Below are 22,918 nucleotides of genomic sequence, written 5' to 3' on the forward strand. Positions count from 1 at the left end.
TCGGGACGATTTGCGGCGCGGACGGGCCGATTACTCCGCTAACCTGCGGTTCAACTCGGACGAGCGTTGCAGCCCGCCGGTTAACCTCAACCTTAGGCCTCGCTCTGGCTTCTGCCGTTCCACCCCCGCGCGCTATGGCAGCGCTGCCCGGCTTGCTGGCCTGCTGCTCGGCCATCTGGGCCTGCCACAGGCGATCGGAATGAGTGACAATCAGGTTTTCCCAGCCGGAGTCAAGCCATGGAACTGACAGCGGTTCTCTCTCCCGCCGAAGAGGGCGGCTACATTGCCCTCAACCCTGAGACTGGCACCACGTCGCAGGGCGAAACGGTTGAAGACGCCATCGCCAACCTGCAAGAGGCCACGGCGCTCTACCTGTCGGAGTTTCCCATCCTCGCGCCCGGTCATCCGCTCGTCACCACGTTCAGCGTTCCAGTTCATGCCTAAGCTGCCGCACGTTTCCGGTGCCGCCATCGTTCGGGCGCTGGAGCGCTTGGGTTTCGAGAAGCTTCGCCAATCGAGAAGCCACGTCATCATGCGTCGTGGCTCCAAGGGTTGCGTCGTCCCGATGCACAGCGAGGTCAAAGTGGGCACTTTGGCTGGCGTCTTGCGCCAAGCTGAGGTTTCGTCCGACGAGTTCATCGCCGTCTTGCAACTATCGTGGTGCCTGCGCCCCGGGGCCGGTGCCATGGCGTGGGGACCCCCTCGATCGATTCAAAGCGCTCATCCCCTGCCCACTGGCGGTAGTGGGCGTAGGTGTAGCGGGGCAGCGAGTTGCTCGGATCCCATGGGTGGCTTTCGGATGCGTGGCGCAGGGGCTGGGCTGCGCTCGGGCCATTCTAGCCTTGGCAAGCGCTGCCATGCAAGCTGCACCGTGATGCGCAACACGGTACACTCGGGCCATGATCAAGTCATTCCGGCACAAAGGTCTGCGCAAGCTCTTTGAGACCGGCTCCACTTCGGGGATCATGGCTAGCCACACCAAACGTCTTCGGATGCAATTGACTGCCTTGGACACTGCGCAAACTATAGAGGACATGGACATCCCGGGCTTTCGACTGCACCCGCTCTAGGGCCAGATGCGCGGACGCTGGTCCATCACAGTCAACGGCAGTTGGCGGCTGACGTTTGAGTTTCATGATGGAAACGCTTACGTCTTGGACTATGAGGACTATCACTAATGGCAATGCACAACCCGCCCCACCCGGGTGAATTCATCACCGAAATCTACCTTGAGCCCAACGGGATCAGTGGCCGCGAACTGGCGCAAAATCTGGACGTAGCCCCCTCCACCCTGAACCGCCTGCTCAGAGGCACCAGCCGGGTCACACCGGAGATGGCGCTGCGCCTGTCCAAGGCGGTAGGCCGTTCTGCGGAAAGTTGGCTGGCCATGCAAGACGCGCACGATCTTTGGTCCGCCCGTCAGCGCATCGACTTGCAGCGCGTAGGCAAACTCAATCTGGCCGCAGCCTAACTGCCACATCCTGGACGATCGCATGGCCTTTCGGCGCTTCTCGCCCTCGCGCTCCGGCGGCGCTGCCCGGTTGCTGGCCTGCTGCTCGGCCATCTGGGCCTACCACAGGCGCTCGGATTGAGCCCGGGCATCCGCTCGTCACCACGTTCAGCGTTCCAGTGCATGCCTAAGCTGCCGCACGTTTCCGGTGCCGGTGCCATGGCCTGGGGCAGACCCGCGATCCATTCAAAGCGCCCATCCCCCGCTCCCTGGCGGTAGGGGGCGCAGGTGCAGCGGGGCGGAGCGGCGGTTTGCTCTGGCCCCATGCAAGCCCAAATTTGATCCACCGCACATCAAATTTTGAGGTGAAATTTTGATGTGCCGGCCCGCCTGCAGCACCCCGCCGCCCCCAGCCGCTGCTGCGCGGCCCCTGCGCCGCCTAGGGCAGGCCCGTGCGAGCCAGCACCCGCCAACACCTGGCACGGGGATTGCTTGTAGTGCAGCGACCGCAAAACCTTTGCGGCCCTTTATCAACCGCTCTTGGAGAGTTTTTATGAAACGCGTTCAACAAGGCTTCACCCTGATCGAACTGATGATCGTGGTGGCCATCATCGGCATTTTGGCGGCGATTGCGCTGCCGGCTTTCCAGAACTACACCGCGCGCTCGCAGGCCACGGCAGCCTTGGCCGACATTCGTGGTGGCGTGACGGCTTTTGAGGAAGGGATTCAAAGAGGAGACCGCGGAGCTGGTGCAGTTAATTTGGTAGATATCGGTTTGTATACCCCTAACGCAAACACTCGCTGCAGTGCAATCACCATCACTCCTGCTGCAAACGCATGGACTGTTCTTTCTGGCCAGCAGATCGAATGCACCATCCGTGGCAACCCAGCTGTTAACGGTGACTTCATTCGCCTCACACGGAACGCTGCAGGCCAATGGGCGTGCACCACCGACGTGCTGCCAGAACATCGCCCAGTCGGCTGCGCCGCATCCTAATTCGCCAACTGCTGTGGCGGGCCTGTTTGCAACGGCAACCTCGCAACAGCTCTAAATTTGCATGGTGATCAAGCCCGCTCCTCATCGAGCGGGCTTTTTTATCAACACGTTTTCGGCTCTCCAATTTGCCAGCGCCCGGCTTGGCGACACCTAAAGCTGCACCCCAGCCACACCCCCTACAGACTGTACGTACCGAAGGTGCCCCCATGAACCGCTCGCAACAAGGCTTTACCCTGATCGAGCTGATGATCGTGGTGGCCATCATCGGCATTTTGGCAGCCATCGCGCTGCCCCTGTATCAAAATTTCGCTGCCCGCTCCCAAGTGGCGGCCGGCTTGGCCGATATACGCGGCGGGGTCACGGCTTTTGAGAGCGGCATCCATTCCGAGCGCACCGGCAGCCCAGACGCTGTCGCCTTGGGCCTGCCGGCCAGCACCTTGCGCTGCAGCACCATCGCCGTCAGCGGTGCCTGGTCCGATGCCAGCGGGCAGCAGATTGCCTGCACCTTGAACGGCCACCCGCAGGTGGAGGACCGTTTTGTGCGCTTCACGCGCCACGGTAGCGGCCAGTGGTTGTGCGAAAGCAGCGTGGCCGCCCCACTGCTGCCTGTGGGTTGCGTTTTGGGCAGCTAAACCGCTGCACGGCAGCAGCCTTTTCCTTGCAGCCCCCGGGCCTGCACACCACCCCAAGCCACCCATGCCCCACCCGAGCCTCATCCGCCCGCACCCGTTCACCCTGTTTGCGGCCTGGCTGCTGCTGGGGCTGGCGGCCAGCATGCCTTTGCTGCAACTGCAGCCCCCGCTGGCCTGGCACGACCAGCAGCGCCTGGTGCAGGTGGCCCTGCTGGCGCTGGCGCCGCTGCTGCTGCTCAGCCCCTGCACCGCGCCGTGGGCGGCACGCCCGGGCAGCGTGGGCCTGCTGGCGGCGGTGCTGGGGCTGGGCCTGGCCTCGGCCTGGGCGGCAGCGCACCCGGCTTGGGCGCTGCTGGAAGTCAGCCTGCTGCTGGGCTGCCTGGGGCTGGCGCTGGCCGTGCGCGGGCTGCGCCTGCGGGCGCCGGGGCTCGATGGGGCGCTGCTGCTGGCTGCCTTCATGCTCTGCGCTGGCATAGGCTTGCAGTTTTTGGTGTCCTACGCCAGCGCCATGGCGCAGCCCGAGTTGGGCCTGCACGTGCTGGCCATGCTGGGCGGTTTTTCCAACCCGCGCTTTTTTGGCCAGGTGGCCACGCTGCTGCTGCCGCTGTTGCTGCTAGGCTGGGCCTTTGCCCCGGCGCAGTGGCCGCGCCGCTGCGCGTGGCTGCTGGGTGCGCTGGCGGTGCTCACGTGGGCGGTGGTGCTCAGCACCGGAACCCGGGGCACGGTGCTGGCGCTGGGCACCAGCGCCGTGCTGCTGGCCTGCCTTGGGCCGCTGGGCCGCCGCGTGGCGCTGGGCCTGCTGCTCAGCGGCCTGCTTGGGGCCTTGCTTAGCTGGCTGCTGTTCACCGTGCTGCCCCTGCTGCTGTTGGCCGACCCGACCACGTTCCACCACCCGGCCAGCCGCCTGACCCTCTCGCTGTCGGGGCGCGAGGTGATCTGGTCGCTGGCCTGGGACATGATCCGCCAGCAGCCGCTGCTGGGTGTGGGGCCGATGCACTTTGCCGCCCACCCCAACCCCATTGCGGCGCACCCGCACAACGCGCTGCTGCAAGGGGCGGCCGAATGGGGCCTGCCGGCGGCCCTGCTCTTGCTGGCTTGGCTGGGCCGCGCCTACTGGCAGTTGTTGCGCCGCTGCCACCGCGCCGCCCTGCCGCTGCCCGGTGACACCCACCCTGCCCTGCGCATGGCGCTGCTGGCCAGCCTCACCGGGGCGGCCACGCAAAGCCTGGTCGATGGGGTGCTGGTCATGCCCACCACCCTAGTCTGGCTGTGCGTGCTGGCGGGCTGGGCGTGGGCGCTGTGCGAGCGCGCTGCCCCCCCTGCAGCCGGCAAGCTGGCGCGCACGGCTGTGGCTGGCGCTGCCATTTTTGCTCGCCAGCCTCTACCTAGTCTGGAGCGTGGCGCAACAACTGCCCTATCTGCACTGGCCCGAGCACAGCGGCTGGCGCCCCATCGGGCTCGGGCTATCGCCCTTCCCGCGCTTTTGGAGCCACGGCATGATCGAACCCAGCCCCTGACGCAGCCCCCTGTGCATCATTCGTAGTGCGACCACAAGCGCAGCACACGCACGGTGCGCTCCGGCTGGAACACTTCATAGACGAGCCGGTGCTGCCCCGCTTGATGGACTCACGCTTGGCGTCACAGCACCGCTTCCAGGCCCTTGCATTCGATGAGGTTGAGGAGTTTGAGGGATGTGCCACTCGGCTTCTTGTCACCTGCCTCCCACTTTTGCACCGTGGACACACTGGTGTTGAGCACCGCGGCAAACACCGACTGGCTCAGGTGCGCTTGTTCGCGCAGCGCGCTGATTTGCTGCGGCACCAACTCGTGGACGCCAAGATGGCACAGGGCATCAAGTTCACCCACCGCCAGAGCGTTTTCCAGTTGGCGGTCATCACCTAGTTAGGCCTCGCTCTGGCTTTTGCCGCTCCACTCCCTCGCGCTCCGGCGGCGCTGCCGGGTTGCTGGCCTGCTGCTTGGTTACCTGCATCAAAATCCTTGCAATCTCTACGGCAAAGACGTAGAATGTGGGGGGTGCGAACAGTAGCCGAAACAGAGAGATCTTCCAGCGTTACGCTGCCGAAGTCTGGAAAGATGGAGAGCGCGAGCAGTTCATCACTTGGATCGCCGCAAACCCGGAATCGGGTGCGATCATCACGGGCAGTGGAGGCTGTCGCAAGGTACGTTGGGCAACCACTGGCCAAGGCAAGAAGGGCGGTGCCTGAATCATCTACTTCTTACACTCGGACGGCATGGTCTGGCTGCTTATCGTCTACAAGAAGGCGAAGTTCGACAAGCTGTCAACTTCATTCATCGCACAACTACGCAAGGCGGTACAAGATGCCATCTGAAATTGAAAAATTCCAAGCTGATCTTCTTCAGTCGGCAAAACAGATGAGGCTCGGGCAAGCGGCGCGGGTTACGAAGGTTGAGTTACCTACCGCAGTTGAGGTGCGAGCCAAGACTGGTCTGTCACAGCAAGAATTTGCAAACCTTTTGGGTATATCGGCTCGCACGCTCCAAGACTGGGAGCAAGGGCGCCGTGAGCCAACTGGAGCAGCCAAGACCCTACTCAGGGTTGCAGCCTCGCACCCGAAAATCCTTCTCAGTCTTGCGCGTTGACGCCTAACCTGCGGTTCAACTCGGACGCGCCTTCGGCCCGGCGGCCGCGAGCTTTTTGGCATCTGTCTGTGCGTGCTTGGCGTAAACGACGGCCCACAATCAGCCAGCCACCCAGCCCGCCGTGCCGCACGCAAGCCAGTCCCTCAGCCCGCGCCGCTGCGGTGAGCTGCTGCAACGTGGCCGCTGCAGCAAGCTACCTTCCCCGCAGCACCTGACCTCGGATGGCAGCAAGGAAGGTAGCGGCCTGCTCTCAAGCGCGCGTCCCGCAAGCCACTTCGGCCTTGCTCATCAGGGCATCGGGCGACAGCGGCGTGTGGTTCACAGCCGCACACCTTCTTGGCTAATGCGCTGCAGCAAAGTGGGGTTGGGGTGCAGCAGGGGGTTTTCCCATTCCTCAATCCAGACCGGTAAGGGCGAAACTAGGATGCCGGTTTCGAGCATGACATCGAAGGCGGAGTCGGCCATATCGAGTTTGGCGCTCATGGGCCGCTGATGCGGGCCGCGCAGAAGCACCGCCACGTCGGCGTCGCTGTCGGGGCGGTGCGTGCCGCGTGCGCGGCTGCCGTAAACGATGGCCCCTGCCATGTCGTATCGGCCTGCAATCAGGGCCAAGAAGCGGCGCACGGCGGCTTCGGTAGCGGAATCGATTGTGCTCATGCAAAGCCCCCAAGGTTTGACTCTTTGCTGATCGTAGCGCAGCGCCCCGAGCCTGACAAGCCTGACAAGCACTGACCCGGATCCTTGCCAGCCGAAAAGTCCGCCCCACTCCCACGGCGCGGGCTTTTTTGCGCCACACTAGCGCCCATGCCCACGCCCCGCCTCTGCCCCAGCCCGCACCACGGCCCGCGCCCACCGGGGGCGCGCATTACGCTGCTGGTGCTGCACTCTATCAGCCTGCCGCCGGGGCAGTATGGCGGCGCGCAGGTGGAGCAGTTGTTTGCCGGCACGCTGGATTGGGAGGCGCACCCCTACTTTCAGAGCATCCGCGGGCTGCAGGTGTCGGCGCACTACTTTATTCGCCGCTGCGGCGAGCTGCTGCAGTTTGTGGATTGCGAGCGCCGCGCCTGGCACGCCGGGGCCTCGCAGTGGCAGGGCCAGCCCAATTGCAACGATTACTCCATCGGCATCGAGCTCGAAGGGCTGGAGGGTGGCCCTTTCGAAGCGGCGCAGTACCAGACCCTGACCGCGCTGTGCCACGAGCTGGCGGCGCGTTACCCGCTGCAGCACGTGGCCGGGCACGAGCACATTGCCCCCGGCCGCAAGGCCGACCCCGGCCCCGGCTTCGACTGGGCGCTGCTGCAGCGCCTAACCGGCTGGCCGAGCGAGCGCTTGGTGGGGTTGTGGAGCGAGGTGCCATAAGCGTCAGCGGCAACAGCGCTTGCCCGGTCAGGTGAATTGACTGATAATTCCACTTGCCACCCGGCACGGGGTGGCGTTAGACCCGGAGCGAACGGATGAAACCCGCAGCCTTCAAAGCAACGCCAAAGTTGGGCGTGCAAGCCAGCCGAGCCTTGTTGGAGGCCCTCGGCAGCGTTAGCCTGACCGAAAAACGTCGCCGCGAGCTGGCCTCGCTGGCCGAGTCTGCGCGCCTTGCCTTTGCCCGGCCCTTGCCTACCCAAGCGCAATAGGAAACAATGAAAATTGAAGAAATTGTTCCGCACGATAATTACATACTGCAGATAAAAGCCACAGACGGTAAAATTGGCTTATTTGATGTAAAACCATACCTCGAATCGGAAGTGTTCGCACCCCTGAAAGACAGAACCGAATTCGAACGAGTTCACAACGGCCAGTACTTTATTGAATGGGCCTGCGGAGCAGATCTGTCTGCAGATACCATTCAGGCCCGATGGGAAACGGCACCAACTGGAGCCGCCACACACAGCGCCACGGCGTCCGGCGCTGGCGCTCGGCCACCACGCTAATTTCTTGGCCGGCGCGGCACCGCACCACGGCCCCGGCTTCGACTGGGCGCTGCTGCAGCGCCTGACCGGCTGGCCCAGCGAGCGCTTGGTGGGGTTGTGGGCCTAGGTGCTGCGCCGTCCCCTAGTCGATAACGTCTCGCTTTACGAGCCCCCAATTGGGGTGTCTTTCAAGGCATAGCATGTGCTGCGCCCGCCCGCATCGGCTTTCTTCAGCACGCCCCTGGCAAGCAGGTCGCTGATGTCGCGCAGGGCCGTGTCTGGCGAGCAGTGGGCAATGGCCGCCCACTTGCTGCTGGTGAGCTTGCCTTCAAAGCCGTCGAGCAACTGGTTGAGCAACTTCAGTTGCCGCTGGTTGAGCGGTGTGCTCGCCCAGCGCTGCCAGAACCGCGCTTTGGTCAACACGGCGTCGAGTGTCTGCTGCGCCTGATCGAGGGCACAATGGAGCGCGTGCAGAAACCAGGACAGCCACTCGGTGACGTCCATCGACCGCTTTTGCGTGCGCTCCAGAATCTCGTAGTAGGCCCTGCGTTCGCGCTGGATCTGCGCCGACAAACTGTAGAAGCGCTGTGGGCTGCCATCGGCACGCGCTAGCAGCAAATCACCGATGGCGCGAGCGATGCGACCGTTGCCGTCGTCAAACGGGTGCAAGGTGACAAACCAAAGGTGGCCAAGGCCGGCCTTGAGCAGCGGCGGTTCGCTCGACGCTCCATTGAGCCAGCCTAGGAAGCGGCTGGTTTCAGCTTCCAGACGGTGCGCGGGCGGCGCCTCGAAATGCACCCGCTGCCGGCCCGTGGGGCCAGACACCACCTGCATCGGCCCGCTGGCATCGTCGCGCCAGCCGCCCACCGTGATCTTGGAGAGCCCCGAGTATCCGGTGGGAAACAGCGCAGCATGCCAGCCGAACAAGCGCTCACGCGAGACCAGCGCATGGCAGTTGGCCGTGGCGTCGAGCACCATCTCCACCACGCCTTCGACGTGTCGATCGACCGGGGCCAGCGCTCCAATAGCCACGCCCAACCTGCGGGCGATGGACGAGCGCACCGATTCCACATTGAGCTGCTCGCCCTCGATCTCGCTGGTCTTGACCACATCTTCGGTTAGCGCCGCCAAGCTGGCCTGATCGCGCAGAGCCAAGCCTACGTCGGCCAGACGGCCTACTAGAAGCCCTTGGGCGCGACTGACCTCTGCCATGGGCCCGACCAGTGCCGCCAAGTCGAAGCGCCAGTTCGGCCAGTCGTTGGACTGCCAGATGTATGCGTAATCGCCGCTATTCATGCGGAGATTATGAACTGCATTCTCCGCATACGCATGGCTGGGGCCAGCAGCCGCACCGGCGACGCTGCCCGCCCACACATTTCGCACCCTCCCCCCTTGAAAAGCGGGCCAAGCGCCCTTATCATTAGCACTCGTTGGGGTTGAGTGCTAGCAAGCGCTGGCTGCCCCACGTTGTAGCAACCCACCGCTTTTTTCACAGGAGAACCCATGAAACTTCGTCCCCTCGCCGATCGCGTGATCGTCAAGCGCTTGGAACAAGAAACCAAAACCGCTTCGGGCATCGTGATCCCCGACAACGCCGCCGAAAAGCCCGACCAGGGTGAAGTGCTGGCCGTCGGCCCAGGCAAGACGAACGACAAGGGCGAAACCAAAGCCCTGAGCGTGCAAGTCGGCGACCGCGTGCTGTTTGGCAAGTACAGCGGCCAGACCGTCAAGGTCGATGGCGACGAGCTGCTGGTCATGAAAGAAGACGACCTGTTCGCCGTCGTGGTGCGCTGAACCAGCGCCTGCATCCGCTTCGATTCGATTCAAATCCACCTTAGGAATTTAAAAAATGGCAGCAAAAGACGTAGTTTTCGGCGGCGAAGCCCGCGCCCGCATGGTTGAGGGTGTGAACATCCTGGCCAACGCTGTGAAAGTGACGCTGGGCCCCAAAGGCCGCAACGTGGTGCTCGAGCGCAGCTTCGGCGCCCCCACCGTGACCAAAGACGGCGTGTCGGTGGCCAAAGAGATTGAGCTCAAAGACAAGCTGCAAAACATGGGCGCGCAGATGGTCAAGGAAGTGGCTTCCAAGACCAGCGACAACGCCGGTGACGGCACCACCACCGCCACCGTGCTGGCCCAAGCCATTGTGCGCGAAGGCATGAAGTACGTGGCCGCCGGCATGAACCCGATGGACCTCAAGCGCGGCATCGACCGCGCCGTGACCGCCCTAGTTGAAGAGCTGAAACGCTCCTCCAAGCCCACCACCACCAGCAAAGAAGTGGCCCAAGTGGGCGCGATTTCGGCCAACGCCGACGCCAGCATTGGCGACATCATCGCCAAAGCCATGGACAAAGTGGGCAAAGAAGGCGTGATCACGGTTGAAGACGGCAAGAGCCTGGACAACGAGCTCGACATCGTCGAAGGCATGCAGTTTGACCGCGGCTACCTGTCGCCCTACTTCATCAACAACCCCGAAAAACAAGCAGCCCTGCTGGACAACCCGTTTGTGCTGCTGTTTGACAAGAAAATCAGCAACATCCGCGACCTGCTGCCCACGCTCGAAGCGGTGGCCAAGGCCGGCCGTCCGCTGCTGATCATTGCCGAAGACGTGGAAGGCGAGGCGCTGGCCACGCTGGTGGTCAACACCATTCGCGGCATCCTGAAAGTGGTGGCCGTGAAAGCCCCAGGCTTTGGCGACCGCCGCAAAGCCATGCTGGAAGACATCGCCATCCTGACCGGCGGCAAGGTGATCGCCGAAGAAGTGGGCCTGACGCTCGAAAAAGTGACGCTGGCCGATCTGGGCCAAGCCAAGCGCATCGAAGTGGCCAAGGAAAACACCACCATCATCGACGGTGCCGGCTCCGAAGACGACATCCAAGCGCGCGTTAAGCAAATCCGCATCCAGATCGAGGAAGCCACCTCGGACTACGACAAAGAGAAGCTGCAAGAGCGCGTGGCCAAGCTGGCCGGCGGCGTGGCGGTGATCAAGGTTGGCGCCGCGACCGAAGTCGAGATGAAAGAGAAGAAAGCCCGTGTCGAAGACGCGCTGCACGCCACCCGTGCCGCCGTGGAAGAAGGCATTGTGGCTGGCGGCGGCGTGGCGCTGCTGCGTGCGCGCCAAGCCATTGGCTCGGTCAAGGGCGACAACGCCGACCAAGATGCGGGCATCAAGCTGGTGCTGCGCGCCGTGGAAGAGCCGCTGCGCATCATCGTGGCCAACGCCGGTGGCGAGCCGAGCGTGGTGGTCAACGCCGTGCTGGCTGGCAAGGGCAACTACGGCTTCAACGCCGCCAACGACACCTACGGCGACATGATCGAGATGGGCATTCTGGACCCCACCAAGGTCACGCGCACTGCGCTGCAAAACGCCGCCTCGGTGGCCGCGCTGATGCTGACCACCGAAGCCATGGTGGCCGAAGCCCCCAAAGACGACGCACCGGCCATGCCGGGCGGCGGCATGGGTGGTATGGGCGGCATGGGCGGCATGGATATGTGATGCCGCACTCGCTGATGCCTCTCCCGTAGGCGTCTAATCCGCCCTTTGAGACTTCGTGTTTCAAAGGGCATTTTTTATGCCGGAAGCTTTTTTCGGCACCGCCCTTGGCAGACCATCGGGCCGCCCATCAGCCATCCATTGCTGGGCTACGGCAGCAACTTGCGCAGTTCAGGTGTGGACACGGCGTCGAGGTGTCGGAACGCCGTTGCAATCTTGTCGATTTCGTCGTCCGCCACCCCGAATTGCTCAAAACAAACCCTCCATTCGCGCACTGTCTGCCAGACTTCAGCAATCGTCCGAGCGGCTTGCGCCTTCGACAAGGTGAACCGGGCATGCGCGGCGAGCGCGTTGTCTAGGGTGGCCAGTCTGCCTTGCGGCCCCACACCCAGATGCAGGAAGCGTTCGCTGGCTAGGCTGGCGCGGGGCAAGACATCGTACAAGGGGCTCAGGCGCCAGCCAGGCAGCCGGGGGTCCCACAAAAAGCCCTGGTTGCGCAGGTGGTCGTCGTCGTTGCTGACCAAGATGTTGTAAACCATGCGCCTGAAAAGCTCCGCGTTGTCTGCGCGGATGACGCTCGGGTGGCAGTGCTCACGCACGGCCTGGGCGAGGTCGGTGTAAGCCTTGGTGCGCGATTCGGTTTCGTCGCAAGCCACCAAGGTCAGTCCGCTGACAAAGCCAAGACGGTGCTCCACCCGGCCGCCACCCGGTTGCGTTAAAAACAACCTGTCAGCCTCAGCGAGCACACCGTCGGGCGCCAGCCAGTAGCGGTCGAAGCGGCGTATGAGCATGACCTTGCGCCCGCCGAGGGTGCGCACATCGAGTGCTGGCACGTGCATGCCGGCCTGTCCGGCCAGCCGCAGGGTCGCGCATTCAACACCCGGCACATCGAAGCGGTCTTTTCGACTGGAAAATTTGGCCAGCCACAGCACGCCCTGCTCATCGCGCACCGAGGCTTTGGGTCGCGCGCCCCCCAGCGCGGTGCCATCCACAAAAATGGCTTCGAGGTGTGCGGGCACCGGCAGCCCTGCCTCGATGCGGTCGGCCGCCTCCAGCAGGTGCGCCAAGTCGTGCGAGACGTTGGGGCCGTGGCTCGGGCCGTCCTGTATGCGGGCTCGGATGTCCAGGGCGCCCACACGGTCGCTGCCCGCATGCAACAAATACTGCGACTCGGGCAGGCTGTTTGCCGGCACCTTGAGTTTGCTTTCGATAACCCGGCGCCCCCACGCGTCCGGCGCGGCGTCGCGGATGCCACCGAACAGCGGCAACTGCTTGGCCGGATAAAGCCGTTTGCCCAGCACCTCGTCCCGGTTGCGCAGACTCAGGCTCACGGGGTCTACTTCTAGGGCGTCTGGCCGGCGCGCATAGTTCAAGCCATAGGCAAAGTTCGAGGCCAGCACTTCGGTGCCGGCTTCTGTCATGAGCAACTGCCCACAGGGCTTCCAGCCTTCGCCTAGGTGGGCAAACACCATCAGTTTCAACTCGGTAGCGGCCATCGGCGTTGCCCCTCCTCAAAAATCCAGCGCTTCGCGTTCTGCCGCGCTCAGGTCGCGCACACGCTGGGTCTTTTCACGCGCAGCCAGCGCCAGCAGGGCCGGGTCTGTTTCAGACAACACGTCCAGCAGGGTGCTGCCGGGGGAAATGGCTTCTAGGTAGCGCAAGACTTGCCCCATTGCGAGCCCAGGGTCTCCCTTTTCAAGGCGATAGGCTGTGTTGCGAGACAGCCCGGCACGCAAGGCGGCGTCGGATTGCTTGACTTGACGCGCCAAACGAAGGCGCGCCACCAGCAGACCCAAGCGCGCGCACTCCTCTTGCTGCAGGGGCGAGAGCATGCCGGATTGCCTGATTTTCATGTTCGAAAAATAGAGGATTACTTGGCTTGAGTTCGATTTAACGAACATCATACCCAAATTTTTTGCACATAGGCGGCCCCCGCTTAGGAAGGCTTGGGCGGTATGGGCGGCATGGATATGGGATGCCGCCTGGGGTGCAAGCCTCCCGGCTTTTTTGCGCCTTGTGTGGGCGTGGCCGACTCAGGCAATAAACTGAAACAGCGACAAACGCTGCACCTGCCCATAAGACTGCAGCGCCGCTTGCAGCCCGAGCTGGCGGTTTTGAAAATCGGAGATGGCGCGCACCATGTCGAGGTCGGTGAGATCCGAGAGCGCCTGCTGGCCCGCCACCGAGCGGTCTTCTAGCAGGCTGTTGAGGCTGTCGGCGCGATTCAGCAGCTCGCCCAAGCGCCCGCGCACCAGCAGCAGCCGGTCTTGGCCGGTTTGCAGGTCGGCGTTGGCGTGTGCGAGCGCTTGCGTGCGTGCAGCCACGCTCAGGGTGGGGCTTTCGAGTGCCTCGATGGCGCGCTGCATGATGGCAAACAGGTCGGTGCCGCCCACCACCGCCGGATCCACCGACGCCAAGTTGCGCAGCGCAAAATCGCCATCGACGCGGTTGGGCAAGCCCACTTCGGTGGCCGCCGCCTGGCCGGGCAACAGGTGCGACAGCACGGCAGCAGGCGGTCCGGTTTCTTGGAACGGGCGCCCGTTGGAATTCGTCACGCCCAAACCGCCGAGCAGGGCGTTGCCCTCCGTGTCTTGGGTGTTGGCCAAGTTGAGCAGTTGCTCGCGCAGGCCGCGCATTTCTGTGCTGAGGGTTCGTCTATCGCTGTTGCTCAGCGAGGAGTTTCCGCCCTGCACCAACAACTCATGGAAGCGGCCCAAGACATCCCCCATCTGTCCAATGGCACTCTCGGCCAACTGCAAACTGGAGCGTGAACGTTCGAGCGCACGCAAATCGGCTTCGGTGCGTTGCAGTCGGTTGCTTTCGCGCTCGGCCAGCGTGGCTGCCACCGGGTCGTCACTGGCGCGCAGCACCCGCTTGCCGGCTGCAAGCTTTTCTTGCAGGTCGTTCATTTCAGCGCCGCGCTGGGTGATGCGAGCCATGGTGGCTTCGTAGCTGTGCGCGGTGGCGACGCGGATCAGGCTCATGGCGTGGCTCCTTAGCGGCCGAAGGTGGCCAGCAAGGTTTCAAAAATCGACTGGATGCTTTGCAGGTAGCGCGCCGAAGCCTGGTAGGCTTGCTGAAACTGCAGCAAACGGGCAGCTTCTTCGTCAAGGTTGACACCGGCCTGGTTGGCGCGCGCCGCCTCGGCCTGCGCCGCCACGCGGGTGGCAAAGTCGGACTCGGCTTGGGCCACCTGAATGCTGCTTGAAACCGAAGCAAATACCGGAATGTAGCCGTCCGACAGGGTGTAGCCGTCGAGGGCATCGAGGTCGCGCAGGGCCAGCAGGGCTTGCGCGTTGCCGGCGTTTTGGCGCATGTCCAGACCGGTGGCGGCGCTCAAGGTGAAGCTGTCGCCCACCGCCGGTGAGCCGCGCAGGGTCAGGCTAAAGCCGTTGGCCACAATCGGCTGCCCCGACGCAAAGGGCTGCACCGCCCCACCGTTGATGGTGTAGCCACCGGCCACAAAGGCGATCGTGGCGGGCAAGGTGAAGGGGGGGCTCTGCCCAGCCGGCCGATGCAGCGCCTCAACCTGCACATTGCCCGAGTTGCCCGCCGTGGCGGCCACCACCACCGGGCTGGCCAAGGCCAATTGCGAGGGCGAGCTGAGGTTGACCGCCATTGCCGCGGCGGCAGCGCGAAATGGCCGCACCAGCACGTCGGTGTTGGGCGCGCCGGTGTTTAGGCCGGAAAAGCGCAGCCCATCAAGCGTGAGATCGGCGGTTGGAGCGGTGAAAGCCACGCTGTGGCCGTCGCTGACGCGGGTGATGGACCCGGTGCCGGCCGCAGTGAATGAAATCCGATAGTCGGAGGCTTGAAAGCTAGCGGGTGCGGCAGCGGCGCTGTCGATGCTCCAGCTCACCCCGGGTGGCGTCACCGAGCCGTTCACCACCGCAACCGAGGCCGTAAAGTACGAGGCCGGCAAGGGGCGAAAGAAATCAACGCCCGGGTTGCCATTGAGGTCCAAGCCGGCCCGGTGCTGGCGGTTCGTCAGCTCCAGCGTGGAGAGCGCCAAGCGCCCGAGCTGGGTGGCCACGGCGGCCACGTCGTCGTTGTAGAAGGCCAATACGCCACGCAGTTGCCCACCCACCAGCAAGTCTTCGTTGATGATGGCCCCGGCGCTGCCAAAGCCGATGGTGTACAAGCCCTCGGCACTGACCGTCTCAGAGCCCACCAAGGGCGTGGCGCGCACCCCCAACACCAGCGGCACGCTGCCCCCCACGAACACCGTGAGCGAGCGGTCGTCGGCCTCCAGCGTATTGACCTGGACGATCTTGTTCAGGTCGGCCACCAGCCGGTCGCGCTGGTCGAGCAGGTCGTTGGGTGCGGTGCCGCCGGCGTAGGCATCGACAATGCGCTGATTGAGCTGCGCAATGCTGGCCCCAAGCCGGTTGGCCTGCTCGATGCCGGCCTCGATCTGGACCCGGGTGGTGGCGCGCAGTTCTTCGAGCTGGTTGGCGGTTTGATTGAGTCGGTTGCTAAATTCCTCGGCCCGTGATAGCACCACCCCGCGCGCGGTTTGGTTGGTGGGAGAGGCCACGGTGTCGGCCCAGGCATTCAAAAACCCATTGAGCTGGTTCCCGATGCCGGCCTCGCCCATGGGAAACAACTGCTCCAGCGTTTGCAGGCGCTGGAAGCGAATGTTGGCCGATTCGGCGGCCGCCGCGCTGAGGTTGGCTTCGCGGGTCAGGAACTGGTTGAAGGCGCGCTCGACCGACGCCACCTGCACGCCCTTGCCAAAATAGCCGGCGCCAAACTTTTGCCCCGGCACCTGCTGCAGATCGACGTTCTGGCGCGAAAAGCCGGGCGTGTTGACGTTGGCAATGTTGTGCCCGATCACCTGCAGGGCCGCCATATTGGCTTGGAGCGCCGTGACGCCGACGTTGAATCCCATGGCCGCTTACCCCAGTGCCCGTTTGACGTTGATGGTGGCATTGATCACGCGCTCGAGCTTGCTGGCGTAGCGCGGATCGGTGGCGTAACCGGCCTGCTGCACCTCTTGCGCAAATGCGCGTGGCGAGTGCAGGTTTTGCATGACTTCGGCGTAGCGCGGGCTGCGCCCGATCAGGCGGGCGTAGTCGCGAAAGGCCTCGACCGGGTTGTCGTAGGCGCGAAAGCGCTGCACCATGCGCTGCGGCGCGCCGTTGACGTATTCGGTGGTGGTGATCTCGGCCACGCGGCCGCGCCAACCGGGTGTGGCTTTGATGCCAAACAGGTTGAAGCTGTCGGAGCCGTCGGCGTTGCGGATCGGGCTGCGGCCCCAGCCGGTTTCGTGGGCGGCCTTGCCGATCATGAAGCTGGCCGGGATGCCGCTCTCGCGCTCGACCTGCTGCGCCGCCTGGCGGTGCTGCGACACAAAGGCGGCTTGGCTGGCACTGGGCTGGGCCACCGGGCCGCGCACGGTGGCCGTGGCGGGGGGCAGGGCCAGCGCAGCCGCAGGGGCGGCATCCGCCGCGCCGGCAGCACCCGCCGCACCGGGCTGGGTTTGCAGCAGCAACTGGCGCTCGATCATTTCGCCCAAACCGCGCGGCAGCCCAGTCATCTTGAGCGCCCATTGCTCGTCCAGCATCTGGGTGCCCAGGCCGGCCGACTCGTCGCCCATCAGGCCGCTGCTTTCGGTGGCTTCGCGCATGCTCTTGAGCAGCTCGCGCATGAACAGGGCCTCGAACTGGCGCGCGGTTTCGCGGATGGCGGCGCGGCTGTCGCGGCCCGCCAAATGGTTGAGCTGGTCGAGCGAGGTCGAGTCCACCGCCAAGCCGCGCTGCATGGCCAGCGGCATGGCCGAGGCGGCCGGCAGGCTCAGGCTAGCGGTCGGGGTCATTCAGATCACCTCCAGCTCGGCGCGCAGCGAACCGGCGGCGCGCAGCGCTTGCAAGATCGAGACCAAATCCATCGGGGTGGCGCCCATGGCGTTGAGGGCGCGCACCACCTCGCTGAGCTGGGTGCTGGCGGGCATTTGGATGAGCGCCCCACCCTCTTGCCCGATCTGCACTTCGGCCTGTTCGACCACCACCGGCCGCGTACCCGGCGGAGAAAAAGGCGCTGGCATGGCCACTTGGGGCGTGGCGCGAATGGTCACGGTCAGGTTGCCATGTGCCACTGCGGCCGGCGCCAGCGTAACGCTCTGGTTCATGACCACCGAGCCGGTGCGCGAGTTGACCACCACGCGCGCCGTTGGGGGGGCGAGCTGCAGCGGCAAGTCTTCGATGTCGGCCATGAAGGCCACCCGCGCATGGGGATCGGCTGGCGCGCGCAAACGCACCAAGCGGCCATCGAGCGCCTGCGCCGTGCCCTCGCCTTTGGCGAGGTTGATTGACAGCGCGACCCGGCGCGCAGTCTGGAAATCGGCCGCATTGAGGTTGAGGTCGATGCTTGGCCCGAGCAAAAACGAGGTGGCCACGGCGCGCTCCACCTGACCGCCGTTTGGAATGCGGCCCACGCTGAGGTGGTTGATCACCACCTGCGTTCCGGCTGCCCCCGCGCCCGCCCCACCGACCAGCAAATTGCCTTGTGCGAGCGCGTAAATCTGCCCATCGACACCGCGCAGCGGCGTGGTGATAAGGGTGCCGCCGCGCAGCGAGCGCGCATTGCCCACCGACGAAACCGTGACATCAAGCGCTTGCCCGGGCTGGGCAAAGGCGGGCAGTTGCGCCGTCACCAGCACCGCCGCCACGTTGCGCGGCTGGAAGTTGGCCCCCGGTGGCAGGCTCAGGCCATGTTGTTCGAGGTAGTTGCGCAGCGACTGCGCGGTAAAAGGCATCTGCGCGGCCTGGTCGCCGGTGCCATCCAAGCCCACCACCAGCCCATAGCCGGTGAGCGGGTTGCTGCGCACGCCTTGCACCACCGCCACATCTTTGATGCGGGTGCTGGCCTGCAGCGGCGCCGCCACGGCCAGCCAAAGGGCTAGGCACGCAAGCCACAGCGTGGCCCAGCCGGGTAGGCCGGAGGCGGTGGCGGTGGTGAGGCGAAACAACATGCAAACTCCGAAGCGGTAAGGTGCGGCCATCGGTGCAGGCCTTCGGTTCGATTGTGGAAAACTTTAGAACGGCATAAGCGTTAAAAAGAAGCGCGAAAGCCAGCCAAATGTCTGCGCATCGGCCTGCGCCCCGCGCCCACGCGAGAGCACGCGCACGTTGGCGACCTGGGTCGATTGCACCGTGTTGCCGGGCCGGATGGTGCGCGGGTCGACCGTGCCCGAAAACTGCAACACGTCCACGTTTTGATTCACGCCGATTTGCTTCTCACCCACCACGATCAGGTGCCCGTTGGGCAGCACCTGCGTTACCACCGCCACAATGCTGCCCGTGAAGGTGTTGGTGGCCTCGGTGCTGCCATCGCCGTTGAAGGTGTTTTCGGTCTCGGCCCCGGTGTTCAGCCGCCCCAGCATGCGCGCCCCCGTGAAAGGCAAGGCGCTGATGCTGGCGCTGATTTCGGAGTTGCGGTTGACCGTGGTGGACGACTCTTGGGTGGCGCTTAGGCGCTCGCTGATCTGGATGTTCAGAACGTCGCCCACCAAGCGGGCGCGGTGGTCTTCGAAGCCGGGGCGAAAGGTGGCGGCGTTGAACAGGCTGCCGTTGAGCGGCGCGGCGGCGGCTGGCTGCGCCGAGGCGATTTCGAGCGTGCGCGGGGCCGGCACCAAATCGACCTCGGGGATTTGCGACAAGGCGGTGCAGCCGCTGAGGGCCAACGCGGCAAAGGGCAGCGCCAGCAGCGCCGACCAACGCAAGGAGGGGGTGGTTTTCATGGCAAGGCCTCGCAGGGGCAGCAGGACATCAGATTTGCGCCAGCCGCTGCAGCATCTGGTCCGAGGTTTGCACGGCACGCGAGTTGAGCTCGTAGGCGCGCTGGGTTTGGATCATGGCCACCAGCTCTTGCACCACGTTCACGTTGGAGCTTTCCAAAAAGCCTTGCATCACCGGGCCACGGCCTTCGCTGCCGGGCGCGCCGGCGGCGGCTTCGCCGGAGGCAGCGGTCTCGGTGAACAGGTTTTGCCCACGCGGCTCCAGCCCGGCCGGGTTGATGAAGGTGGCCAGCGTGATGGTGCCGGCCTGCTGCGGCTGCGGGTTGTTGCCCACCAGCACCGAAACCGTGCCATCGGTGCCAATGGTGATGCTGCGCGTGTCGGCCGGAATGGTCACGCCACCCAGCACTGGCATGCCGCTGTTGGTGACCAGCCGCCCTTCGGCGGTGATCTTGAAGCTGCCGTCGCGGGTGTAGGCGGTGCTGCCGTCGGGCATTTCGACCTGGAAAAAGCCGTCGCCGTTGATGGCCACATCGAGCTGGTTGTTGCTCTGCTGCAGCGCGCCTTGGGTGTAGGTGCGCGCGGTGGCCACGGTGCGCACCCCGAGCCCGAGCTGCAAGCCGGTGGGCAGCTCGGACTGCTCGGCGGTCTGGCCCCCGACCTGGCGCAGGTTTTGGTAGATCAGATCTTCGAACAAGGCGGTGCTGCGCTTGAAGCCGGTGGTCGAGACGTTGGCCAGGTTGTGCGAAATCACGTCCAACTGGGTTTGCTGGGCGCGCATGCCGGTGCTGGCAATGTTCAAGGAGTTGATCATGATGAACCTCTCGGTGGCGAATGGGGGGCGGAATTAGCCCTGCAGGCTCAGCAGGCGGCTGGCGGTTTGGTCGTTGCGCTCGGCGTTTTGCAGCATGCGCAGTTGCAACTCGTACTGGCGCGCCACGCTGATCATGCCGACCATGGCCTCGATCGGGTTCACGTTGGAACCCTCCAGCGTGCCGTCGGCCAAGGTGGCGGTTGGGTCGGCGGCCAAGGGGGCGCCATTGGCGCTGCGAAACAGGCCGTCGTTGCCGCGCACCAGCCGCTGCGCGGCGTCGTCGGGCGTGACCAACTTGAGGCGCCCGATGGCTTGCGGCGGCTCGTTGCCCACGCGCGCGCTCACGGTGCCGTCGCTGGCGATCATCACCTGGGCGTTGGCGGGCACATCGATCGGGGCCGCACCGTCGTCGAGCATGGGCAGGCCGTTGACGCCCACCAACTGCCCCTGCGCCGACACCTGCAAGGCGCCGGCGCGGGTGTAGGCCTCGGTGCCATCGAGCGCTTGCACGGCAAAAAAGGAGCGCCCAAGGGCGGCCACGTCGAGGTTGCGCCCGGTCTGGTTCATCGTGCCCGGCGTGTCGAGGTGGCCGGCCGTGGCCTCCAGCGCAAAGGCGCGCGTGCTGGCCCCTTCGCCGCGCAAGGGCACCGCGCGAAAGGTAGACAGTTCGGCCCGAAAGCCGTTGGTGCTCACGTTGGCCAGGTTGTGCGTGAGCGCCTGCTTGCGGTGCATGGCCGCATTGGCGCCCGAGAGCGCGAGGTAGATCATGCGGTCCATGGGGGTGCTCCTGGGTCAGGCGGTGGATTGGGCGCCCATCAGCGCAAGTTCACCAGCGTCTGCATCATCTGGTCTTGGGTGCGGATGGTCTGCGCGTTGGCTTGGTAGGAGCGCTGCGCCACGATCATGTTGACCAGCTCCTGCGTCAGATCGACGTTCGATTCTTCCAGCGAGCTTTGGCGCACCAGCCCCAAGCGGCCCTCCAGCGGCCCGCCCAACACCACCGCGCCCGAGGCGATGGTCTCAGACCAATAGCCGCCGTTGATCGGCTGCAGGCCCTGCAGGTTGCGAAAATTGCCCAGCGCCACTTGGCCCTCGGCGATCGACACCCCGTTCGAGTAGCGCGCCAAGATGACACCGTTTTCGCCGATGTCGATCGAGGTCAGCTCGCCCGAGCTGTAGCCGTCTTGGCGCAAATCGAAGACGCCAAACTTGCTGCCGTACTGGGTCAGGGTGAAACCGGCGGTGGGGTCGCCCAGACGCAGCCCAAAGCTGAACGTGCCATCGCTCGGAAACGAGGCGTTGCCGGTGTGCAAGGTGCCGGTTGGGGCGGGAGTCGGCACCGGGCCCGCCGTGACGCTGATGGGTGCCAGCGCGGCACTGGATACCTGGCCGGCGGCATCGAACACCACGTTGCCCAGCGACATGCCCGAGACGCCATTGTCGGCGCTGGCTATGACCTGCCACGTGTTGGCGGCTGGCAGGCGCACGAAATACATCTGCAAGGGGATGGGATTGCCTTGCGAATCAAACACATTGGCGGCGGTGCCAAAGGTTTTTTGCCCCTCGCTCAGGGGGAAACTGGCGCTGGTGGCCGGCGACACCACCTGCGGCGCCGCCCGTGCGTCGAGGTTGGCGCTCAGGAACAAGCCCTGCATGGCCACGTCTGGGTTGCTGCCGGTGCGGCGCGGGGCAATGGCGGCTCCGGTGGGCAGCGTCAGGTCGGCTGTCACCACACTGGTGCGCCGCCCCGCTTCGTCGGTCGGGAAGCCCTGCAGGCGCGAGCCGTTGTTGGTGACGATGAAGCCCTCGCGGTCGAGCTTGAACTCGCCGTTGCGGGTGTAGAGGGTGGAGCCGTCGGGCGCGGCAACCTGGAAAAACCCGCTGCCGTTGATGGCCAGATCGAGCTGGTTGCCGGTGATCTTTAGGTTGCCTTGGGTAAAGAGCTGCGCCACCGTGGCCACCTGCACCCCAATGCCGGCGTTGTCACCCCCTGCGGCACCCAGCGAAGAGGCATAGACCTCGGCAAACTCAACCCGCGAGGCCTTCATGCCGGTGGTGTTGGCGTTGGCAATGTTGTGCCCGATCACCTCTAGGTTGCGAGACGATGCGTTGAGGCCCGACAGGCCGGTCTGAAAACTCATGGAAAGCTCCTGATTGAGAGGGATGCGGCCTCAGAGAAAGGCCAGAATTTGCTGCTGGGTGATGGTGCTGCCGTCGGCGCCGCGCAGCCGCAAGGCCCCATCGACCACACCGACGGAATCGATGCGCTGGCGCGCCAGCGGCAGCGCGGTCACCGCCTGCCCAGCGCTGCTGGCTTGGATTTGCATGCTCCCCACGCGCGCCGGATCGATGCTGCCCAGCGGCCACTCGAAATGCTGCATTCCCGCGCCGCGGGCCCCCAGATCGACGCTGCCCAGCACCTCGCCGGCCCGCCCCAGCACGTCGATGCGCACCTGATCGACCGCCTGCGGCAAGCTGAAACTGCCCTGCGCCACCCCGTTGCTGACGGCCAGCGCATTGCCCTGCGCCACCACCTGGCGCCCGACCAGCGCCGCCGCCTGCACCCCTTGCGCCATGTGAAACTGCTCGGCCAGGCTGTTGACGGTCTGGTTGAGCTGCTGGATGCCGGTGACGGTGTTGATCTGCGCCATCTGGGTCGTCATCTGCGCGTTGTCCATCGGGTTGAGCGGGTCTTGGTTGCTCAACTGGGCCAAAAAGAGCTTGAGAAAACGGTCTTGCGCGGCCTGCGGGTCGGTGGCCTGCGCTTGCGTGCCACCACTGGCGTTGTAGGCGTCGATCTGGCTGCGGTTGAGCGGTGTCATGAACATGGGGAGGGCTCCAAAAAGGGGGCGGTCATTGGCCCATTTGCAGCGTGCGCAGCAACAGGGTGCGGGCGGTGTTCATCACCTCGACGTTGTTTTGGTAGGCGCGCGAGGCCGAGATCATGTTGACCATCTCCTCCACCGGATTCACGTTGGAGTGCGTCACGTAGCCCTCGCCGTCGGCGCTGGGGTGCTGCGGGTTGAAGACGCGCCGGTTGGGCGCATCGCTCTCGATGATGTTTTGCACCCGCACCCCGGCCGAGGCCGGGTTGTTGCCCATGGGCACGGTCTGAAACACCACCTGGCGCGCGCGAAAGGCCTGCCCGTCGGGGCCGGCCACGGCGTCGGCGTTGGCCAAGTTGCTGGCCACGGCGTTGAGGCGCTGCGCCTGGGCGCTGATGGCGCTGCCCGAGACATTGAAAATGGTGAACATCGACATGAGGTTG

At 64.8% G+C, this 22,918-nt stretch carries 27 protein-coding genes and 1 pseudogene; 13 read left to right on the forward strand and 15 right to left on the reverse strand.

The genetic code is table 11. From position 1 onward, the window contains the following. The 8 genes and pseudogenes from SRAH_RS12885 to SRAH_RS10145 form a co-directional block, all read left to right on the forward strand. Window positions 1-247: hypothetical protein (locus SRAH_RS12885; RefSeq protein WP_206741112.1), on the forward strand; the 247-nt coding region annotated here is incomplete at its 5' end. After that, window positions 238-444 (forward strand): type II toxin-antitoxin system HicB family antitoxin, encoded by a 207-nt coding sequence (locus tag SRAH_RS10120; protein WP_029463232.1) that lies wholly within the window; start codon window positions 238-240, stop codon window positions 442-444. The genes SRAH_RS12885 and SRAH_RS10120, both read left to right, overlap by 10 nt. Then, window positions 437-943 carry a type II toxin-antitoxin system HicA family toxin gene (locus SRAH_RS13205; RefSeq protein WP_197537879.1) on the forward strand — a complete coding sequence of 169 codons (507 nt, stop codon included), beginning with the start codon at window positions 437-439 and terminating at the stop codon, window positions 941-943. Before SRAH_RS10120 ends, SRAH_RS13205 begins: the two co-directional genes overlap by 8 nt. Then, window positions 900-1,178: pseudogene (locus SRAH_RS10125) on the forward strand (type II toxin-antitoxin system RelE/ParE family toxin). Before SRAH_RS13205 ends, SRAH_RS10125 begins: the two are co-directional and overlap by 44 nt. A gap of 5 nt (window positions 1,179-1,183) precedes the next feature. Then, on the forward strand, window positions 1,184-1,471 hold the full coding sequence (locus SRAH_RS10130) for a HigA family addiction module antitoxin (protein ID WP_232841036.1): 288 nt from the start codon (window positions 1,184-1,186) through the stop codon (window positions 1,469-1,471). A 532-nt stretch (window positions 1,472-2,003) separates the two neighbouring features. Beyond that, window positions 2,004-2,447 (forward strand): pilin, encoded by a 444-nt coding sequence (locus SRAH_RS10135; RefSeq protein ID WP_029463234.1) that lies wholly within the window; start codon window positions 2,004-2,006, stop codon window positions 2,445-2,447. A 206-nt stretch (window positions 2,448-2,653) separates the two neighbouring features. After that, entirely contained in the window at window positions 2,654-3,079 is a 426-nt protein-coding gene (locus SRAH_RS10140; RefSeq protein WP_029463235.1) for a pilin, read from the forward strand. 64 nt (window positions 3,080-3,143) lie between these two features. After that, window positions 3,144-4,622 (forward strand): O-antigen ligase family protein, encoded by a 1,479-nt coding sequence (locus tag SRAH_RS10145; RefSeq protein ID WP_052369165.1) that lies wholly within the window; start codon window positions 3,144-3,146, stop codon window positions 4,620-4,622. A gap of 95 nt (window positions 4,623-4,717) precedes the next feature. Here the strand turns inward: SRAH_RS10145 and SRAH_RS10150 are convergent, their stop codons facing one another. Beyond that, entirely contained in the window at window positions 4,718-4,900 is a 183-nt protein-coding gene (locus SRAH_RS10150; protein WP_369403339.1) for a helix-turn-helix domain-containing protein, read from the reverse strand. A gap of 573 nt (window positions 4,901-5,473) precedes the next feature. Between SRAH_RS10150 and SRAH_RS10160 the strand changes: the two genes are divergently transcribed. Continuing rightward, a complete protein-coding gene (locus SRAH_RS10160; protein WP_369403340.1) occupies window positions 5,474-5,701 on the forward strand; it encodes a helix-turn-helix domain-containing protein in 228 nt (75 codons plus the stop codon). Between the two features lie 318 nt (window positions 5,702-6,019). On the opposite strand, the gene SRAH_RS10165 is transcribed toward SRAH_RS10160, so the two are convergent. After that, on the reverse strand, window positions 6,020-6,358 hold the full coding sequence (locus tag SRAH_RS10165) for a nucleotidyltransferase domain-containing protein (protein WP_029463239.1): 339 nt from the start codon (window positions 6,356-6,358) through the stop codon (window positions 6,020-6,022). Window positions 6,359-6,505: 147 nt separating this feature from the next. On the opposite strand from SRAH_RS10165, the gene ampD reads away from it, so the two are divergent. Beyond that, window positions 6,506-7,060 carry a 1,6-anhydro-N-acetylmuramyl-L-alanine amidase AmpD gene (gene ampD / locus SRAH_RS10170; RefSeq protein WP_045477160.1) on the forward strand — a complete coding sequence of 185 codons (555 nt, stop codon included), beginning with the start codon at window positions 6,506-6,508 and terminating at the stop codon, window positions 7,058-7,060. Between the two features lie 275 nt (window positions 7,061-7,335). Next, window positions 7,336-7,626, forward strand: a complete 291-nt coding sequence (locus SRAH_RS12150; protein WP_076607023.1) for a DUF2442 domain-containing protein — start codon at window positions 7,336-7,338, stop codon at window positions 7,624-7,626. A gap of 141 nt (window positions 7,627-7,767) precedes the next feature. Here SRAH_RS12150 and SRAH_RS10185 read toward each other — a convergent pair whose 3' ends face one another. Then, complete coding sequence (locus SRAH_RS10185) at window positions 7,768-8,901, reverse strand: Fic family protein (RefSeq protein ID WP_029463241.1); 1,134 nt, start codon at window positions 8,899-8,901, stop codon at window positions 7,768-7,770. Window positions 8,902-9,108: 207 nt separating this feature from the next. Between SRAH_RS10185 and groES the strand changes: the two genes are divergently transcribed. Both groES and groL read left to right on the forward strand, forming a co-directional pair. After that, window positions 9,109-9,399: a co-chaperone GroES gene (gene groES / locus SRAH_RS10190; RefSeq protein WP_029463242.1), complete on the forward strand. Its 291-nt coding sequence runs from the start codon at window positions 9,109-9,111 to the stop codon at window positions 9,397-9,399. A gap of 55 nt (window positions 9,400-9,454) precedes the next feature. Continuing rightward, window positions 9,455-11,101 carry a chaperonin GroEL gene (gene groL, locus SRAH_RS10195; RefSeq protein WP_029463243.1) on the forward strand — a complete coding sequence of 549 codons (1,647 nt, stop codon included), beginning with the start codon at window positions 9,455-9,457 and terminating at the stop codon, window positions 11,099-11,101. A gap of 146 nt (window positions 11,102-11,247) precedes the next feature. Here the strand turns inward: groL and SRAH_RS10200 are convergent, their stop codons facing one another. From SRAH_RS10200 to flgC, 12 genes are all read right to left on the reverse strand, one after another. Then, window positions 11,248-12,594 carry a type II toxin-antitoxin system HipA family toxin gene (locus tag SRAH_RS10200; RefSeq protein ID WP_029463244.1) on the reverse strand — a complete coding sequence of 449 codons (1,347 nt, stop codon included), beginning with the start codon at window positions 12,592-12,594 and terminating at the stop codon, window positions 11,248-11,250. Window positions 12,595-12,609: 15 nt separating this feature from the next. Further along, complete coding sequence (locus tag SRAH_RS10205) at window positions 12,610-13,002, reverse strand: helix-turn-helix domain-containing protein (protein WP_232841037.1); 393 nt, start codon at window positions 13,000-13,002, stop codon at window positions 12,610-12,612. A gap of 129 nt (window positions 13,003-13,131) precedes the next feature. Next, window positions 13,132-14,082 (reverse strand): flagellin N-terminal helical domain-containing protein, encoded by a 951-nt coding sequence (locus tag SRAH_RS10210; RefSeq protein WP_052369168.1) that lies wholly within the window; start codon window positions 14,080-14,082, stop codon window positions 13,132-13,134. An 11-nt stretch (window positions 14,083-14,093) separates the two neighbouring features. Then, window positions 14,094-15,989, reverse strand: a complete 1,896-nt coding sequence (gene flgK / locus SRAH_RS10215; protein WP_076607024.1) for a flagellar hook-associated protein FlgK — start codon at window positions 15,987-15,989, stop codon at window positions 14,094-14,096. 6 nt (window positions 15,990-15,995) lie between these two features. Continuing rightward, window positions 15,996-16,916, reverse strand: coding sequence for a flagellar assembly peptidoglycan hydrolase FlgJ (flgJ, locus tag SRAH_RS10220; protein ID WP_232841038.1), 921 nt, complete (start codon window positions 16,914-16,916; stop codon window positions 15,996-15,998). Further along, on the reverse strand, window positions 16,917-18,071 hold the full coding sequence (locus SRAH_RS10225) for a flagellar basal body P-ring protein FlgI (RefSeq protein ID WP_082210171.1): 1,155 nt from the start codon (window positions 18,069-18,071) through the stop codon (window positions 16,917-16,919). It lies immediately after the preceding gene. A 63-nt stretch (window positions 18,072-18,134) separates the two neighbouring features. Next, complete coding sequence (locus tag SRAH_RS10230) at window positions 18,135-18,839, reverse strand: flagellar basal body L-ring protein FlgH (RefSeq protein ID WP_029463250.1); 705 nt, start codon at window positions 18,837-18,839, stop codon at window positions 18,135-18,137. Window positions 18,840-18,867: 28 nt separating this feature from the next. Continuing rightward, window positions 18,868-19,650, reverse strand: coding sequence for a flagellar basal-body rod protein FlgG (gene flgG, locus SRAH_RS10235; RefSeq protein WP_029463251.1), 783 nt, complete (start codon window positions 19,648-19,650; stop codon window positions 18,868-18,870). Between the two features lie 33 nt (window positions 19,651-19,683). Then, window positions 19,684-20,427, reverse strand: coding sequence for a flagellar basal body rod protein FlgF (locus SRAH_RS10240; protein WP_029463252.1), 744 nt, complete (start codon window positions 20,425-20,427; stop codon window positions 19,684-19,686). A 38-nt stretch (window positions 20,428-20,465) separates the two neighbouring features. Beyond that, complete coding sequence (gene flgE / locus SRAH_RS10245) at window positions 20,466-21,791, reverse strand: flagellar hook protein FlgE (protein ID WP_029463253.1); 1,326 nt, start codon at window positions 21,789-21,791, stop codon at window positions 20,466-20,468. A 30-nt stretch (window positions 21,792-21,821) separates the two neighbouring features. Next, window positions 21,822-22,478, reverse strand: coding sequence for a flagellar hook assembly protein FlgD (locus tag SRAH_RS10250; RefSeq protein WP_029463254.1), 657 nt, complete (start codon window positions 22,476-22,478; stop codon window positions 21,822-21,824). 25 nt (window positions 22,479-22,503) lie between these two features. Continuing rightward, window positions 22,504-22,911 carry a flagellar basal body rod protein FlgC gene (gene flgC / locus SRAH_RS10255; protein ID WP_029463255.1) on the reverse strand — a complete coding sequence of 136 codons (408 nt, stop codon included), beginning with the start codon at window positions 22,909-22,911 and terminating at the stop codon, window positions 22,504-22,506. Window positions 22,912-22,918 lie beyond the last annotated feature (7 nt).

Origin of the sequence: Serpentinimonas barnesii (assembly GCF_000696225.1) — a bacterium.
GTDB classification, from domain to species: Bacteria; Pseudomonadota; Gammaproteobacteria; order Burkholderiales; family Burkholderiaceae_C; genus Serpentinimonas; species Serpentinimonas barnesii.

What these genes read in the sequence shown, in the direction of transcription:
- SRAH_RS10120 (WP_029463232.1), top strand. Translation starts at nt 238, where the DNA reads ATGGAACTGACAGCGGTTCTCTCTCCCGCCGAAGAGGGCGGCTACATT.
- SRAH_RS13205 (WP_197537879.1), top strand. Translation starts at nt 437, where the DNA reads ATGCCTAAGCTGCCGCACGTTTCCGGTGCCGCCATCGTTCGGGCGCTG.
- SRAH_RS10130 (WP_232841036.1), top strand. Translation starts at nt 1,184, where the DNA reads ATGCACAACCCGCCCCACCCGGGTGAATTCATCACCGAAATCTACCTT.
- SRAH_RS10135 (WP_029463234.1), top strand. Translation starts at nt 2,004, where the DNA reads ATGAAACGCGTTCAACAAGGCTTCACCCTGATCGAACTGATGATCGTG.
- SRAH_RS10140 (WP_029463235.1), top strand. Translation starts at nt 2,654, where the DNA reads ATGAACCGCTCGCAACAAGGCTTTACCCTGATCGAGCTGATGATCGTG.
- SRAH_RS10145 (WP_052369165.1), top strand. Translation starts at nt 3,144, where the DNA reads ATGCCCCACCCGAGCCTCATCCGCCCGCACCCGTTCACCCTGTTTGCG.
- SRAH_RS10160 (WP_369403340.1), top strand. Translation starts at nt 5,474, where the DNA reads ATGAGGCTCGGGCAAGCGGCGCGGGTTACGAAGGTTGAGTTACCTACC.
- SRAH_RS10165 (WP_029463239.1), bottom strand. Translation starts at nt 6,358, where the DNA reads ATGAGCACAATCGATTCCGCTACCGAAGCCGCCGTGCGCCGCTTCTTG.
- ampD (WP_045477160.1), top strand. Translation starts at nt 6,506, where the DNA reads ATGCCCACGCCCCGCCTCTGCCCCAGCCCGCACCACGGCCCGCGCCCA.
- SRAH_RS12150 (WP_076607023.1), top strand. Translation starts at nt 7,336, where the DNA reads ATGAAAATTGAAGAAATTGTTCCGCACGATAATTACATACTGCAGATA.
- SRAH_RS10185 (WP_029463241.1), bottom strand. Translation starts at nt 8,901, where the DNA reads ATGAATAGCGGCGATTACGCATACATCTGGCAGTCCAACGACTGGCCG.
- groES (WP_029463242.1), top strand. Translation starts at nt 9,109, where the DNA reads ATGAAACTTCGTCCCCTCGCCGATCGCGTGATCGTCAAGCGCTTGGAA.
- groL (WP_029463243.1), top strand. Translation starts at nt 9,455, where the DNA reads ATGGCAGCAAAAGACGTAGTTTTCGGCGGCGAAGCCCGCGCCCGCATG.
- SRAH_RS10200 (WP_029463244.1), bottom strand. Translation starts at nt 12,594, where the DNA reads ATGGCCGCTACCGAGTTGAAACTGATGGTGTTTGCCCACCTAGGCGAA.
- SRAH_RS10205 (WP_232841037.1), bottom strand. Translation starts at nt 13,002, where the DNA reads ATGATGTTCGTTAAATCGAACTCAAGCCAAGTAATCCTCTATTTTTCG.
- SRAH_RS10210 (WP_052369168.1), bottom strand. Translation starts at nt 14,082, where the DNA reads ATGAGCCTGATCCGCGTCGCCACCGCGCACAGCTACGAAGCCACCATG.
- flgK (WP_076607024.1), bottom strand. Translation starts at nt 15,989, where the DNA reads ATGGGATTCAACGTCGGCGTCACGGCGCTCCAAGCCAATATGGCGGCC.
- flgJ (WP_232841038.1), bottom strand. Translation starts at nt 16,916, where the DNA reads ATGACCCCGACCGCTAGCCTGAGCCTGCCGGCCGCCTCGGCCATGCCG.
- SRAH_RS10225 (WP_082210171.1), bottom strand. Translation starts at nt 18,071, where the DNA reads ATGTTGTTTCGCCTCACCACCGCCACCGCCTCCGGCCTACCCGGCTGG.
- SRAH_RS10230 (WP_029463250.1), bottom strand. Translation starts at nt 18,839, where the DNA reads ATGAAAACCACCCCCTCCTTGCGTTGGTCGGCGCTGCTGGCGCTGCCC.
- flgG (WP_029463251.1), bottom strand. Translation starts at nt 19,650, where the DNA reads ATGATCAACTCCTTGAACATTGCCAGCACCGGCATGCGCGCCCAGCAA.
- SRAH_RS10240 (WP_029463252.1), bottom strand. Translation starts at nt 20,427, where the DNA reads ATGGACCGCATGATCTACCTCGCGCTCTCGGGCGCCAATGCGGCCATG.
- flgE (WP_029463253.1), bottom strand. Translation starts at nt 21,791, where the DNA reads ATGAGTTTTCAGACCGGCCTGTCGGGCCTCAACGCATCGTCTCGCAAC.
- SRAH_RS10250 (WP_029463254.1), bottom strand. Translation starts at nt 22,478, where the DNA reads ATGTTCATGACACCGCTCAACCGCAGCCAGATCGACGCCTACAACGCC.
- flgC (WP_029463255.1), bottom strand. Translation starts at nt 22,911, where the DNA reads ATGTCGATGTTCACCATTTTCAATGTCTCGGGCAGCGCCATCAGCGCC.